Here is a 13372-nt window from a genome sequence, read left to right as displayed (position 1 = left end):
GCGGTTTCACCGCTTGCCCAATACATCCCGTTCAACTTCCGCCCGCAGCGCCTGCAGCCGCGGGGAAAACTCCACCGGGTAAGTTTCCGGCTTACGAATCGCTCTGATAGGCTGCGGCAGACAGGCGAATTCTTGCAGAAAAAGCTCGCGGGTGGCTCCGAGCGATGGCAATGGCGCCGTGATTTCTCCCCGTGCCATAACGTTCTTCAACAACGGCTCGGCATCGGCAAAGACATCGTCGCGCATGCCAATGACGTCGCCGAGAAGTTTGCCTTCTTTATCCAAGCAACGAAAAACCTGTTTCTTACCAGGCCAAGATCTTTTGCCGGGACTCATCTTCACGACGCTCCGATTCCCGTACTCGACCAGCTTGTACGCCATATCGCACCAGGGCGCATCCGCCGACGTACCCATCTTGGTGCCGACGCCATAACTATCGAAGGCGGCCCCGGCTCGGGAAAAATCGCTAAGATCGTATTCGTCTAGACCGCCACTGCCGGTGATCTTCACGTCCATAAGACCAGCTTCGTCGAGAATACCGCGCACCTCGCGCGCCAGCGGCAGTAAATCGCCGCTATCGATGCGCACGCCTAATAGTTTTTCGCCGCGGGCCGCCATTTCTTTTGCCACGGTGACTGCTTTACGGGCGCCAGCAAGGGTATCGTAAGTGTCGATCAAGAGAATCGAGTTGTGCGGAAAACTTTTCACATAGCTACGAAACGCGTCGATCTCCTGCTCATGACTGGAAATGAACGAATGCGCCATGGTGCCGACGATCGGCAAGTCGTAGCGCTGGCCAGCGAGAACATTACTGGTGCCGTTGAAACCGGCGAGATAGCTCGCGCGCGCGACTTTTAACCCGGCGTCGCTACCGTGCGTGCGGCGCAGCGAAAAATCGACGACGCTCCGGCCCTGCGCCGCATGAACACAACGCGCCGCCTTGGTAGCGATGAGCGATTGCAGCTGGACCTGGTTGATAATGAAAGTTTCGACCAGCTGCGCTTCGATGATCGGCGCGGTGATTTCTAGCACCGGCTCATCTCGAAAAAAAAGCCGCCCTTCGGGAATCGCCCAGACTTCGCCGGTGAAGCGCACCGTTTGAAGAAACTCAAGGAAGTCATCCGCGAACAACCGCTTGGATCGCAAGTAGTCGATGTCGGTGTCATCGAAGTGCAGCTCGGAAAGATAAGTCAAAACATCCTGCAAACCAGCGCTGACGAAATAGCTGCGGTTTTGCGGATAGGTGCGCACAAACAAACTAAACGTCGCCGCGCCCGCGCGCCGGCTCTGAAAATAAGCCTGCGCCATGGTGAGCTGATAAAGGTCGGTCAGTAGGGTAAGGTTTTCACCCATAAAGCGCAGTCCGCTCCTGAGGCTTTTGTGCGGACTGTAGAGGACAATACGAGCTCTGTAAAGGCGCACCCCGGGCGCCTCTTCGGTTGATTTCTCCTTGCTCTTTTGTTACTGATTTTCAATAAGTTACCCGCAAACGTTAACCTTAAATTCAGGAGGGCCGGATGTTCACTGACAAGATCGAGTTAAAAGATTTCGAGAAGCAAGGCCCCGAGTATCAGGACTTGCTGCGCCGCGTGCTCGCGATCCAAGCGGACTGCGAGATCGGCGGCCCCAATCTTTATATCAGAGACATGCTGCCCAACGCACCGACCAAGCTCGATCAGTTGATCGTGGCACGCACGGCGGCCGAAGAGCTGGATCACTATCGTAAGATCGCCAAACTCGCCGGCGACATGGGCGTCGATGTTTCCTACGTTCTCAGCCGTTCCAATCAGGATCGCTACGTCGAAGCGTTCCGCGGCAAAATCCAAACCTGGGAAGACTACGCGGTGTTCGGTGCTTTGATTGACCGGGTAGGCCGTTTCCAACTCGAAGAGTTCATCGGCTGCACCTATCTGCCTCTGGCCCGCCTGGTTGAGGATCCCGATATGATCCGGGAAGAAGAAGGGCATGTCGACTTCGGCGTCAACGCACTCTCCGAAATGGCCGCCAAGGGCGGCGAAAGTAAGGAGCGTGCGCAAAACGCGGTCGACTATTGGTACGTCAAAGGTCTCGACATGTTTGGCAACAGTAAATCTTACCGCTCTGAACGGTACATGCACTGGGGACTGAAGCGCCGTCCCAATGCCGTGGCCCGTGCCCAGTACAAAGAAGAAATCGACACCTTGTTGACGAAGTTGGGACTAACGATTCCCGATCCTAACAAGGGCCGGCTCTACACATAATTTGGAATCGAGGAATCCATGGACGCAGCACCCAACACTGAGGCATTAGATCAGCAGTTTAAAGAATTCATCCAGGCTATTAAAAAAGCCGTCGGCACTGGCTTGCCGCACTTGAAGGATGATCAGAAGGTCGTCGATCAGGCGATCGCCGACTGTAAAGAAATCCTCGACGTAGTCATGGATGGCAACGTTAAGGAGTGGTTGGCCTAACAATCTTTTGAACCGCTAGCCGACAATCGGCCATTTATTCAACAAGGCGCCTTGCCCGCAAAGGCGCCTTTGTTGTATCTGTAACCTGTTAGTTCCAACCAAGGGAGAACTGAACATTGAACGTCGTCGTCTGTGGTAAGGTTATTCCTGCCAGTACGGTTACGATCGAGTTAGATGGGAACACCAAGCGCATGATTCGCAAAGGCGTGCCCCACGAGCTCGATCCGATGGCGGCCAGCGCCGTCGAAGAAGGGCTGCGGCTGACCGAAAAACTTGGCGGTGCGGTGACGCTCGTGACCATGGGAACGAGCGACGCGACTATTGGCATCCGCAATGCCCTCGCGATGGGCGTCACCTCAGCGATCCATGTTCTAGATGACACGGTGGCCGGTTCCGACACACTCGCCACGGCTAAACTGCTGGCCGCCGCAATCAAGAAACTCGAATTCGATTTGGTGATCTGTGCCACCGAGGCCGGGGACAGCTACGCCGGCATCGTCCATGGCCAGATCGCCCAACTGCTCGGCATTCCGCCGCTGACGTTCGCGCGCGAAATCACGGTGGATGGCAATAAGATCGCCATCAAACGCCAGAGCGAAGCCGGCTTCGACGTTGTCCAATCGACATTGCCAGCGTTGGTGGCCTGCGCCAGCGGCATCAACGAGCCGCGCTATCCGCAACTAAAAGGCATCATGGCGGCCAAGAAAAAAGAGATCAAAGTTATGACCGCAGCAGACCTGGGAGTGCCCGCCGATCAAGTGGGCGAAAAAGGCGCGCGGGAAAAAGTTTTAACCATCGGCCGCCCGCCCAAGCGCGAGGCCGGTAAGATGGTGACCGACGAAGGGGAAGGCGGCAAGCAGATTGCGGACTTTCTTGCTGAAATCAAGGTGATCTAAAGTGGCCGAGACAATTTGGGTATACGCTGAAGTAAGCGACGATCGCATTACCACCACGAGCCTGGAAATGCTCGCCAAGGCGTCCGAGGTCGGCAAAGCCGAGGCAATCCTGCTCGGCCCGGCTCCCGATGACGCGGCACAAACCCTGGCTAAACATGGCGCCAGCAAGGTCTATCGCTGCGCCGATGCGGTTTATCGTGATTATCTGACACTCCCGGCAGCGGAGTCTGTCGCCGGACTGATCGCCCAATACAAACCAGCCGTGCTGTTGTGTGCATCGAGCTATTCTGGGCGTGATCTCATTGCCAATTTGAGCGCCCGCCTGGATTGCGGCGCGATAACCGACGTTGGCGATTTCGAATTGACAGACGGGAGCGTCGTAGCAACCATTCCGGCCCTCGGAGCGAGCTACCAAAACACCAGCACGCTGGTCCATTCTGGAACAAAACTTCTGGTCGTGCGCCCGAAATCATTCGAGCCCAAGATTAACGAACAACCGCTAGCGGTGGAAGAAGTTCCAGCGGCAGCGGGCGATGCGCTGCGCAAAGTACACATGAAAGAGCGCGTCGTTGTTAAGCGCGAGGGACCGTCGTTGGAAGGCGCGAAAGTTGTCGTGTCCGGCGGGCGCGGCCTAAAGGGAGAAGAGCAGTTTGCGATTTTGCGGGAGCTAGCAGAACTGATGGGCGGTGCCGTCGGTGCCAGCCGCGCCGCGGTAGATGCGGGATGGGTCCCCTACGCCATGCAGATCGGTCAAACCGGCAAAACGGTCAAGCCAGACATCTATTTTGCCTTGGGCATTTCCGGCGCGGTGCAACATTTGTCCGGCATGAAGACCTCGAAATATATCATCACAATCAACAAGGACGCCGAAGCGCCAATCTTTCAATACTCTGACTTCGGCGTCGTTGGCGATCTTTTCAAGGTCGTGCCGCAGCTAATCGAAGAGCTTAAAAAGCGCAAGAGTTCGTAGTGCGTATTTCCCTGAATCCGGCCTCCAAAGTGGCCGTGTAATTCGCAGGATTGAGGCCGGTGGGAGTCGGAGCGACGCTGGGAATTTGTTCATCGCCTAAGGGTTGTGATTGTTGCAAGACGGTGATGGAACGTATGACCGATGCGGTGCAGAACCTTGGCAAGTCTTTGGGCGCAGGTCTGCGGCGGAAAATTTACAGGACCGCCAGAAGAAATGGTGGTCGCAGTAGGAATCGAACCTACGACCTCGCGCATGTGAGGCGCGCGCTCTAACCATCTGAGCTATGCGACCACGGAGAAATCTTTTCTAACACCTTGGATGGCAAGCTGCAAGAATAACCAAACTCTCACCGCTACGAACCTTTGCGATCCCCGCGCCTTTGTGTGAGGTAGTTGCAGCTCGATAGCTATGGCAGCACCGCGATCGGCTGCACTTCTATCACGCTGGTCGGCCGCGCCAGATGGCTGACTTCGACGAAGGTGATGGCCGGGTAGCCTTTTTTAAACAGCTTTTGGCGAGTTTGCTAAACTGCGGCGCGTAGCGCAGGTCGGTTAGAAACACCCCGATCTAGACAATGTCGTCGACGGTTCCGCCGTCTTGTTTCAGAGTATTGCCGATCTTGTCGAACACCGCTTTGAACTGAGCTTCGAAGTTGCCCAAGTCCGCGTTGGGATTGGGCTGGCTCGCCGTATGTCCGGCGAGAAACAGCATGGTGCCACCCTTGACTTTGACTGCTGTCGAGCGCGCCTCGGCGAGCCGGCCAATCCAAATGAAACGCCCGCGCACATCAAGCCCGAATGGTATTTCTATTTCAATTTTCGCTTGCTGAAGTTGACGTCACTGAAACTCAGCGTCGTGCTAACAATGGCCATCGGCGCCATCGCCTTTTTCTGGCCGTTCATCGAAGCCTGGATGACTCGGCGCTGGAAGATTTCGGATAAAGTTCCGGTCATTTTAGGCGTGATCGCATTTCTGGGCTTTCTCATTCTAACAGTATGGGAAGCCTTCGCGGCGTAGCGGAGGATCGATGTCGCTCAATATCAAACGCTGGATTGTCGCCGGGTTGTCATTTCTCTTTCTTGGCGCGCTATTGCTTGTCGCCTATCAAGAATCGAAAAAGCACCGCGTCGAACAACGGCTCGAACCCGTCGTCACCGCCGCCAACTCCGGCTGCATGAAATGTCACAAGACCGATGCGCCGGCGCTGGTCAAAGATTGGGAAGGCTCGCGCCATGCCCAGTTGGGCGTCGGCTGCGTCGACTGCCATCAAGCAGAGAAGGGCGACATCGACGCCTGGAACCACGAGGGTGTGTTAATCTCCGCGCTGGTCACACCGAAGGACTGCGCCCGCTGCCATACCAAGCAGCATCAAGAATTTGCCAAGAGCCATCACGCCAAGGCCGGCGAAATTCTCGCCAGCCTGGACAACATTCTCGCCGAGCGCATCGCCGGCAAACCCGGCAACGTCGCCGACGCCGTCAACGGCTGCTGGCAATGCCACGGCAGCATCATCAAATTCAAGCGCGACGAAAAAGGCGAAATCCTGCGCATCGGCAAAGACAACAAGCCGGTGATCGATCCGACCACCTGGCCCAACAGCGGCATGGGGCGTTTGAATCCGGATGGCTCGAAGGGCTCGTGCCACGCTTGCCACTCGCGCCACAGCTTCCAAGCCGCCGTGGCGCGCTCGCCGGAAAATTGCGGCAAGTGCCACATGGGGCCGGATCATCCGCAGATCGAAATCTATAATGAGTCGAAGCACGGCATCGCCTTTCACGCCAACCGCGACAAGATGGCGCTCAACAAAGTCGGCGATTGGATTCTCGGGCGCGACTACGCCGCCGCACCGACCTGCGCGACCTGCCATATCAGCGGCCATATGACGCCGCAGGGCGTCAACGCCGGGAATAATCACGACGTCGGCGAGCGCATTAGCTGGACGCTGCGCCCGGTGATCAGCACCAAAATCAACCGGGTCACTTACGAAGACGGGTTCAAAGAAGACTATCCCGACACCCGCGCGCTGCCCAAGATCGGCGATCAGGTCGAAACCGTCGACAAAGTGGTCGAGAACGAAGCGCTGGTCAACAAGAAGGTCATGCGCAAAGTCAAAAGCATTCTCACCTGGGAAGACCGGCGCAAAAACATGAAAGGCGTTTGTCTCAACTGTCACAACGACACCTATGTGAATAACTTTTACAAGCAGTTCGACGACCTGGTGATTTTATACAACGACAAGTTCGCCCGGCCGGCGCAAAAGATCATGGACCAATTGACCGCCGACAAAGTTTTGAATCCCGCCGCACCCTTCGAGCACGAGGTCCAATGGGTCTTCTACGAGCTCTGGCACCACGAAGGCCGCCGCGCCCGCCACGGCGCTAGCATGATGGGGCCGGACTACACCCACTGGCACGGCATGTACGAAGTGTCGAAGCACTTCTACCAAAAGTTTCTACCCGCAGTCGTCAAAGTGGCCGACACCAAGGGCCCGGCGATGAAACAAAAATATGAAAAAGTAGTCGCAGACCTGCTGCGCCAAGACGAACATCTCTGGCTAAAAGGTCTGAAGCCTGAAGAAGCGGAAGCGCTGAAGAAGCAATACGAGCAGCGCTATAAATAGGACGGATAGACTCGGCTGCTAAAACGCTTTGGCGTCACCCCCGGCGATCTTCGGTTGGCGCGCTAGAAACGTCAGCATCGCGGCGATCAGGTAGTTGGTCACGAAAACCCAGAAAACCAGCCGGTAGTTGCCGGCGTAGTCGAAGCCCAGCCCCGCAATCAAGGCGCCGACGCCGAGGCCGCCCTTGTGAAACGGTTCGAGCACGCTGCTGATCGCGCCGAAGGAGCGCCGGCCGTAGTAGCGCGCGATCAGCACGTGCATTAAAACAAAGCCGCCGCGCGCCGACAGACCGAACAAGACCGCGACCACAAACGCCATCGGCACCACCCTCACTTGGGTGAGTAATGCCACTGCCGTCGCCGACAGACACATGGTGAACAGCGCCAGCCGGCGTGGATGAACCCGCTCCGCCAACGTGCCCCACAGGCCGCTGCCGAAGGCACCGGTCAACGCCATCAAACTGAGAGCACCGACGGCGAGGGCGGCGGGAATTTTTAGATCGGTGAAATAGGCGACCAGATGAAACGCCACGCCGCCGGTGGAGAGCGACGAGAAAGTCGCCGCCGCAACCAGCAGCCACATGGCCTTCGTGCCCATGGCTTCGCGCAAGGTGGCGCTGCGCTCGGTGGGCGTGCTTCCGTGTCCGTCGCTTTTCTCTCCGGTAGGCTTCTCCGCAAGAGCTAGCGCGCCATCGGGCAATAGCCCCATGTCTTCGGGTTGGCGGCGCAGGAACAGCGCGCCGGGCACGACAACAAAAATCCACAGAGCCGCGCCGAGCATCAGAAAAGCGCTGCGCCAGCCGTAGGCGACGATCATGCTCTGATAAATGAGCGAGAGCGCGAACGAGCCGAAAGGAATCGATAGTGCCACCATGCCGAGTGCGCGCGGTCGCTTGGCGTAAAACCAATTCGCTACCGCAGTCATCGGCACGACTCCGGTCAGGAGCGTTTCGGCGAGGGCGCGGGCCGGCACGAAGGTAGCGTAAAACTGCCAGGGTTGGTGTGACAAGCTCAACGCCATCACCAGAGTACCGACCAGCGCGGCGCCGCACGGCAGCAAATAGCGCGGCCCGAGGCGATCGGCGATGGGCCCAAATATCGGCGCCAGCAGCCCGCCGCCGATCGAGCCCAGGGTTATTGCCGAAGCGGTCAGCGCTCGGCTCCAGTGCAAGTCCTCGCTGATCGGTTTCAACACCACCGCCATGGTGACGTTGCTGACGCCGGAGCCCAAGAAGCCCGCGATCATCGAGATGCCGACGATGATCCAACCGTAGAAGAAAGTAGATTTCACAGACTCCCTGCTTTAGGAAGCCTTTGTTTTACATGAGCAGGGTTCCACAAACAATGTGAGGACTGCTGCGGTCGGAGAGACTGTGTCGCCATCAGCTCGGAGCCCTTCGACAGGTCTCAGGGCGAACGGACAAGTGGTTGATTTTGTGGCAAGGCAGTTCCCGTCTTGGTGAGACAGTCGAAACATGAACGGCATTGCGACACAGTCTCGGAGGCGCGGAGTACGAAGCTTAGGCTAGGCGGCTCGGTTGTCTCCGCCACTGTTTGGGAAGTGTGAGGCGAGATACTCCGCGAAGATGCGACAGACGTCGATGGCGGAAAGAATGCCGGCAAGTTTGCCGCGGCGCACGACAATCGCTGAGCCGATGTGGCGCTGCGCCATCGCCGCCACTACCTCGTTGAGCGGCGTGCTGAAACCGACGACATACGGCTCCGCAACCATCACGTCGCGCGCCTTCAATTGTTGCTTGGCTTCAACCGAAGCCGAGCGGGCAACCCGATGGTGCAAATCGCGCTCGGATACGATGCCGACGAGCTTGCCGTTTTGCTGTACCGGCAAGTGGCGGATGTCGTGGGCATCCATCATCTTCTCGACAGCCAATACCGTTTCGTCCGCCTCGACAAAGTACGGAAACGAGGTCATCCCTGCGCCGACAACGGGGATCTTGTCCGGGTGCTTCACTACGCACCTCCAAACAGTTTATTTGGGTTCGCTTTTCGGCGGACGAATTGACAACACCGGGCACGGCGCGCGGGCGACCACCTTGGCGGTCACGCTGCCAAGCAAAACCTGTTCGAAACCAGTCCGGCCATGGGTCGACATGATGATCATGTCGGCTTTTTCGTCTTCGGCCTTTTGCACAATCTTGTTGTGCGGCACACCGGCCTCGACCAGTTCCGTGACTTCGACTTTGCCGATCAGATCGGCAAAGTTGTCGCGGAGGAACTCATGGAGCCGTTCTTTCTGCGGCGGCAGAAGAGCACTGGCCGGATTCAGACGGTCGTCTTTGTCGAACCAGGCGCCCTCCTCGTTGATCACGTTGTAGACGATCACGGCAGCATTCTGGTCCCGCCCCATTTCTAGAGCGTAGCGCACCGCCGCGCGCGACAGTCTCGACAGATCGGTCGGCGCCAATATCTTGCTGACTTTCTCGCCCACGGCAACCTCCTCGCTGACACTCAGAACTCGCGCAAGAAGCATGCCCGGGGCTAGGAGGCGGTTTCGGGTTACGGGTGTTAACTCCGAGTTTCGGGTTCTAATCGAGAGGGCGCGATAAATCGCGCCCCTACATTTCTAACCGCGACTTGCACGCCATCCATGAAAACGCGAACGGGTCCAATTGTTTTCTCATCCCTAAAAAATCAGCGGCGATTTTTCGCAAGATTGAAAATTAGATCGCGCCACGGTGCGCTAATCGCTGAATTCTCCAGCGAAGATTTATCCTTTTGCTTGGCATGGACAGTGCAGAACAAAAGACTGGCGAACCAACTCGCCACTACGTGCAGCAAGGAGGTAGGGAGGATGAAAGTTGTCGAGGTCATGACCCGCAATCCGTTATCGGTTCTGCCGAGTGAAACCGTCGGCAAAGTTGAAGAGTTGATGGCGGAGCACAGTATTCGGCAGATTCCCGTGATCGAAGGCCGGGAGCTGGTCGGCATCGTCACCGACCGCGACGTGCGCGCTCATGTCAGCCGCTCGTTGGGAGAAAGCCCGGAAGCCTATGAGAAAGCCCGCAGGACGCTGGTGCGAGATCTGATGACTACTGACCCAACATTGTTGGGGCCCGACGACGATCTGCGCGGCGCGATCGAGTTGTTGATCGAAGAGAAGTTCGGCGCCATTCCCGTCGTCGACGAGGCCGAAGGGCTAGTGGGGATCGTCAGCTATGTCGACGTGCTGCGCTGCTTTTTAGACCGGTTAGAGGAGGACTGACAATGAAAAACGGCAAAGAAGGGGTCGTAAAGGAGATCATGATGGGCTCGCCCGTAACGCTCAAACCGGACGACACCCTGGACTTGGCCAATGACGTTATTTCCCTCGGCAGGATTCGCCACATTCCGGTGATCGACGACGGCCGCCTGGTTGGCATGATCACCGAGCGCGATCTCCTCGGCACGGCGAGCACGCAGATCTTTGGGCTCAAACAGAAAAACAAGTCAGCGCTGTTAAAGAGCGTAGCGATCAAGAAAGTGATGAAAAAGCGCGTGATCACCGTCGCGCCGGACACGCCGATCAAAGAAGCGGCCCATCTGATGGCGGAGAAAAAAATCGGCTGTGTCCCGGTGGTCAGCGCCGGCGCCTTGGTCGGGCTGGTGACGACCACCGATATTCTTCGTTACGTCGAGGGCCTGGACTAAGCGTCGCGGGTCAAATGCCGCGCTATTAGATTTCAGAATCGACATTCCCGCGCTGGGCGCGAAGGAGGGGGCAGGTATGGCTGGATTTCTGGGTGCCAAAGAGGTTCTGACCCGCGAAAGAGTAAAGGAAATCTTTCGCAAAAAAGAATACTCCTACTTCGAAGAAAAGGTCACTCTCATCGATGTGCGTGACGACTCGGTGTTACTCAAGATTTCGTTCTTGCTCCAATACAAAGGGCGCATGATCGCCATCGACGAGAAAGAACCGATTATCGTGCCGTTCAGTGATTTTAAAGTCGAAGATTGGGGCGACGGCGTGCGCAAGGTAGCGGATATCGAATGATAGTATCGATCGATCTTGGCAGGGACGAGACGCTACCTGTCCGGCAAGAGGGTCTTGAGCTTCGTACACCTGGTTCCAGGGGCGATGCGCCGCCAGGCACTGATCGAGACGATCCAAGGCCACGGATGGATTTTATGAAAAAGCTGGTCCGTCGCGAACAGAATCAAGACAAATAGGCGCGTCACAGCGGCCGTACCAGCAAGACCGGATCGCGCGAATGCTGGACAATTTTTTCCGCCACACTGCCCATCACCCAGCGGCCAAGGCCAGAGCGGCCGTGGGTCGTCATTGCAATCAAGTTGTCTGAAGTTTTCAACGCCAGCTCGATGATTTCGTCGGCGGCGTCGCCTTCCAGCGCCGTCGCGACAACGCGCTCCAAACCTTCGGCCTGCAGCTCAGCAACTTTCGCGTCCAAGTAACTCTGCGCTTCTTCCTTGAGTGGGTTCTGAAAATCGACAGCACCAGGAACGATCATGCCATCGGCGGCGACGTAGGCGCTCAAGGGCGGCGCATATACGCGCAGCAGATGCACTTGCAGCGCCAGCTTCTTGGCGATCGGAATCACCTGCGGCAAGACTTTCTCCGCCAGTGGCGAGCCGTCGAGCGGCACAAAGACGGTTTTCAGCGGCGCCATCAAGGAAGACGATGCCCCTTCAAGGGGGCGCACCAAGAGCAGCGGTAGAGTGGCGCTCTGGGCCACCTTGCTGGCGACGCTGCCGAGCAGCCACCGGCGCAATCCCGATGTGCCGTGGGTCGCCATCGCGATCAGGTCTGCCTTACGGCTTGCTTCGATGATCGTTTGTGCCGGCGAACCGGTGCTCTCAACGCAAAAGTAACTCACGCCGGGCAAGCATCGCAGCGCGGCCATTTTCAAGTAATCGCCGCTCGGCTGCCCGACAAACGGCGGCCGAGCGTCAGGATCGGTCACGCGCAAAAGCTCGACCTCGGCGCCAAAGGCCTCGGCCAACAAGCGCGCGTAGGGTAAAACCTGCTCGGCCAGCTTGGAGCCGTCGAGCGGCACGAGAATCTTCGAAATCATACTTCCCCGCAAATCGCTGGGCACACACAGAAAGGGACAGGTCGCGACCTGTCCCTGCCGGTTCACCGGAGGGCCAGTGGAATCAGCTCACCCCGCGCATCACCAAAACCGGCTCGCCCGAATGGCGCACGACCGTCTCGGTCACACTGCCGAGCACGAAACGCTTCACGCCGGAGCGCCCGTGGGTGCACATGGCGATCATGCTGTCTTTGGTCTCGCGCGCAAACCCGATGATTTCATCGGCGCTAAACCCTTCTTTGGCAACAAACGAAACTTTCGCCATCCCCTTGCGCTTCAACTCCTCGGTTTTGCGCTCAAGATATTCGGTGGCCTCGTCCTTGACGCTCGCCAACAGGGCGTCGAGATTGACCGGGTCGTAAAAGCCGTCGCCGCTCGAGTAGGCGCCGTAGGGGATATTGTAAGCGCGAAACAGTACGATCTCCGCCTCGAGACCCTTGGCCAGATCGACCGCCGCCGGCAGCACGCTCTCCGCCAATTCGGAGCCGTCCAGCGGCACAATGACCGTTTTTACGCTGGCGGCGCCATCGGCGTTCGCTCCCTCGGCGGCGCGCACGAGCAGCAGCGGATTGGTCGTGCCGCGCAGCACTTTTCCCGCAACACTGCCAAGCATGAAGCGGTTTAACCCCGAGCGGCCATGGGTGGCCATGGCGATCAGCGTGTTCTTATCCTTGGCAGCATGCTCGATAATCGAATCCGCCGCCTTGCCTTTCTCAACGGTGCAATTGACGCCTGCGCCGCCGAGGGTCGCGGCGGTCTTGCGCAGGTAGCTCTCGCTGTTGCGCACGCCATCTTCAATCATCGTGTCCAAGAACCGGGCTTTCTCGGCGGCGATATGGGTCGCCAGCTCGGCGATGTCGATCACGGCGAGCAACTCCGCGGGCACTTTGAGCTTACCGGCCAAGTGGCGCGCGTAGGGCAGAACCTTTTCTGCGGTCTTCGAACCATCGAGCGGTATCAACATTTTGCTATACATAGTCTCCTCCTCGTCTCCTCTACGGTCGGGTTCGCCCTACGCTTTACCCGCCGAATCAGTCCACCTTCACCTTGATCTCTTTGGTCTTGGCCTCTTCGGTTTTCGGCACTCTCACTTCCAAAATGCCATTCTTGAACGAAGCCTTGACCTGGTCCGCGTGCACATCTTTGGGCAGCTCGATATTGCGCACAAACGCTCCGTAGGAACGCTCGGCGCGATAGTAGTTTTCCTCTTTGATCTCTTCTTCTTTCTTTTTCTCGCCTTTGATCGTCAGCGTATGGTCAGTCCATAACTCCGCTCTAAGCCCACGCGGGTTTCAGAAACTGTAGGGTTTTCAGGAAGTTTTGGGGTATTGGGATTCGCCCATTGGGCGAGTTTTTTCTTGACTTGTATCTGGTTAGTGTTTTATATTT

General features: G+C 57.5%; 16 protein-coding genes, 1 tRNA gene and 1 pseudogene. 9 read left to right on the top strand and 9 right to left on the bottom strand.

Annotated elements, in window-relative coordinates:
- Positions 1 to 6 precede the first annotated feature (6 nt).
- On the bottom strand, positions 7 to 1353 hold the full coding sequence (locus FJ145_17245; protein MBM4263161.1) for a nicotinate phosphoribosyltransferase: 1347 nt from the start codon (positions 1351 to 1353) through the stop codon (positions 7 to 9).
- A gap of 164 nt (positions 1354 to 1517) precedes the next feature.
- On the opposite strand from FJ145_17245, the gene FJ145_17240 reads away from it, so the two are divergent.
- The 4 genes and pseudogenes from FJ145_17240 (at position 1518) to FJ145_17225 (ending at position 4316) form a co-directional block, all read left to right on the top strand.
- Positions 1518 to 2240: a hypothetical protein gene (locus FJ145_17240; GenBank protein ID MBM4263160.1), complete on the top strand. Its 723-nt coding sequence runs from the start codon at positions 1518 to 1520 to the stop codon at positions 2238 to 2240.
- Positions 2241 to 2258: 18 nt separating this feature from the next.
- Entirely contained in the window at positions 2259 to 2450 is a 192-nt protein-coding gene (locus FJ145_17235; GenBank protein MBM4263159.1) for a hypothetical protein, read from the top strand.
- A gap of 116 nt (positions 2451 to 2566) precedes the next feature.
- Positions 2567 to 3346: an electron transfer flavoprotein subunit beta/FixA family protein gene (locus tag FJ145_17230; GenBank protein ID MBM4263158.1), complete on the top strand. Its 780-nt coding sequence runs from the start codon at positions 2567 to 2569 to the stop codon at positions 3344 to 3346.
- Between the two features lie 58 nt (positions 3347 to 3404).
- Positions 3405 to 4316, top strand: a pseudogene (locus tag FJ145_17225) (electron transfer flavoprotein subunit alpha/FixB family protein).
- A gap of 214 nt (positions 4317 to 4530) precedes the next feature.
- Here the strand turns inward: FJ145_17225 and FJ145_17220 are convergent.
- Together FJ145_17220 and FJ145_17215 are read right to left on the bottom strand one after the other, a co-directional pair.
- Positions 4531 to 4607, bottom strand: a tRNA-Val gene (locus FJ145_17220).
- A 276-nt stretch (positions 4608 to 4883) separates the two neighbouring features.
- Positions 4884 to 5027, bottom strand: coding sequence for a RidA family protein (locus FJ145_17215; protein MBM4263157.1), 144 nt, complete (start codon positions 5025 to 5027; stop codon positions 4884 to 4886).
- Between FJ145_17215 and FJ145_17210 the strand changes: the two genes are divergently transcribed.
- Both FJ145_17210 and FJ145_17205 read left to right on the top strand, forming a co-directional pair.
- Positions 5007 to 5333 (top strand): hypothetical protein, encoded by a 327-nt coding sequence (locus FJ145_17210; protein MBM4263156.1) that lies wholly within the window; start codon positions 5007 to 5009, stop codon positions 5331 to 5333. The two genes, FJ145_17215 and FJ145_17210, sit on opposite strands and share 21 nt — an antisense overlap.
- 10 nt (positions 5334 to 5343) lie before the next feature.
- Positions 5344 to 6936, top strand: coding sequence for a hypothetical protein (locus FJ145_17205; GenBank protein ID MBM4263155.1), 1593 nt, complete (start codon positions 5344 to 5346; stop codon positions 6934 to 6936).
- Positions 6937 to 6954: 18 nt separating this feature from the next.
- Here FJ145_17205 and FJ145_17200 read toward each other — a convergent pair whose 3' ends face one another.
- The 3 genes from FJ145_17200 to FJ145_17190 form a co-directional block, all read right to left on the bottom strand.
- A complete protein-coding gene (locus tag FJ145_17200) occupies positions 6955 to 8226 on the bottom strand; it encodes an MFS transporter (GenBank protein MBM4263154.1) in 1272 nt (423 codons plus the stop codon).
- 234 nt (positions 8227 to 8460) lie between these two features.
- A complete protein-coding gene (locus FJ145_17195) occupies positions 8461 to 8907 on the bottom strand; it encodes a CBS domain-containing protein (protein MBM4263153.1) in 447 nt (148 codons plus the stop codon).
- Between the two features lie 18 nt (positions 8908 to 8925).
- Positions 8926 to 9426 carry a universal stress protein gene (locus FJ145_17190; protein ID MBM4263152.1) on the bottom strand — a complete coding sequence of 167 codons (501 nt, stop codon included), beginning with the start codon at positions 9424 to 9426 and terminating at the stop codon, positions 8926 to 8928.
- Between the two features lie 117 nt (positions 9427 to 9543).
- Between FJ145_17190 and FJ145_17185 the strand changes: the two genes are divergently transcribed.
- The 3 genes from FJ145_17185 (at position 9544) to FJ145_17175 (ending at position 10926) form a co-directional block, all read left to right on the top strand.
- Positions 9544 to 10158: a CBS domain-containing protein gene (locus FJ145_17185; protein MBM4263151.1), complete on the top strand. Its 615-nt coding sequence runs from the start codon at positions 9544 to 9546 to the stop codon at positions 10156 to 10158.
- Positions 10159 to 10160: 2 nt separating this feature from the next.
- Complete coding sequence (locus FJ145_17180; protein MBM4263150.1) at positions 10161 to 10583, top strand: CBS domain-containing protein; 423 nt, start codon at positions 10161 to 10163, stop codon at positions 10581 to 10583.
- A gap of 76 nt (positions 10584 to 10659) precedes the next feature.
- Positions 10660 to 10926, top strand: coding sequence for a hypothetical protein (locus tag FJ145_17175; protein ID MBM4263149.1), 267 nt, complete (start codon positions 10660 to 10662; stop codon positions 10924 to 10926).
- 181 nt (positions 10927 to 11107) lie between these two features.
- Here FJ145_17175 and FJ145_17170 read toward each other — a convergent pair whose 3' ends face one another.
- The 3 genes from FJ145_17170 to FJ145_17160 form a co-directional block, all read right to left on the bottom strand.
- Positions 11108 to 11965 (bottom strand): universal stress protein, encoded by an 858-nt coding sequence (locus FJ145_17170; GenBank protein MBM4263148.1) that lies wholly within the window; start codon positions 11963 to 11965, stop codon positions 11108 to 11110.
- A gap of 82 nt (positions 11966 to 12047) precedes the next feature.
- Positions 12048 to 12959 carry a universal stress protein gene (locus FJ145_17165; GenBank protein ID MBM4263147.1) on the bottom strand — a complete coding sequence of 304 codons (912 nt, stop codon included), beginning with the start codon at positions 12957 to 12959 and terminating at the stop codon, positions 12048 to 12050.
- Positions 12960 to 13014: 55 nt separating this feature from the next.
- Entirely contained in the window at positions 13015 to 13149 is a 135-nt protein-coding gene (locus tag FJ145_17160; protein ID MBM4263146.1) for an Hsp20 family protein, read from the bottom strand.
- Positions 13150 to 13372: the final 223 nt, after the last annotated feature.

The sequence above is a fragment of the Deltaproteobacteria bacterium genome (assembly GCA_016874755.1).
Lineage (GTDB): Bacteria > Desulfobacterota > Binatia > UBA9968 > UBA9968 > DP-20.
Note: the sequence above shows the minus strand (reverse complement) of the source record. Positions and strands in the feature narration are given on the sequence as shown.

Coding starts and splice junctions, on each gene's coding strand:
- FJ145_17245 (MBM4263161.1), bottom strand. CDS start 1,353: ATGGGTGAAAACCTTACCCTACTGACCGACCTTTATCAGCTCACCATG.
- FJ145_17240 (MBM4263160.1), top strand. CDS start 1,518: ATGTTCACTGACAAGATCGAGTTAAAAGATTTCGAGAAGCAAGGCCCC.
- FJ145_17235 (MBM4263159.1), top strand. CDS start 2,259: ATGGACGCAGCACCCAACACTGAGGCATTAGATCAGCAGTTTAAAGAA.
- FJ145_17210 (MBM4263156.1), top strand. CDS start 5,007: ATGTCCGGCGAGAAACAGCATGGTGCCACCCTTGACTTTGACTGCTGT.
- FJ145_17215 (MBM4263157.1), bottom strand. CDS start 5,027: ATGCTGTTTCTCGCCGGACATACGGCGAGCCAGCCCAATCCCAACGCG.
- FJ145_17205 (MBM4263155.1), top strand. CDS start 5,344: ATGTCGCTCAATATCAAACGCTGGATTGTCGCCGGGTTGTCATTTCTC.
- FJ145_17190 (MBM4263152.1), bottom strand. CDS start 9,426: ATGCTTCTTGCGCGAGTTCTGAGTGTCAGCGAGGAGGTTGCCGTGGGC.
- FJ145_17185 (MBM4263151.1), top strand. CDS start 9,544: ATGAAAACGCGAACGGGTCCAATTGTTTTCTCATCCCTAAAAAATCAG.
- FJ145_17180 (MBM4263150.1), top strand. CDS start 10,161: ATGAAAAACGGCAAAGAAGGGGTCGTAAAGGAGATCATGATGGGCTCG.
- FJ145_17175 (MBM4263149.1), top strand. CDS start 10,660: ATGGCTGGATTTCTGGGTGCCAAAGAGGTTCTGACCCGCGAAAGAGTA.
- FJ145_17170 (MBM4263148.1), bottom strand. CDS start 11,965: ATGATTTCGAAGATTCTCGTGCCGCTCGACGGCTCCAAGCTGGCCGAG.
- FJ145_17165 (MBM4263147.1), bottom strand. CDS start 12,959: ATGTATAGCAAAATGTTGATACCGCTCGATGGTTCGAAGACCGCAGAA.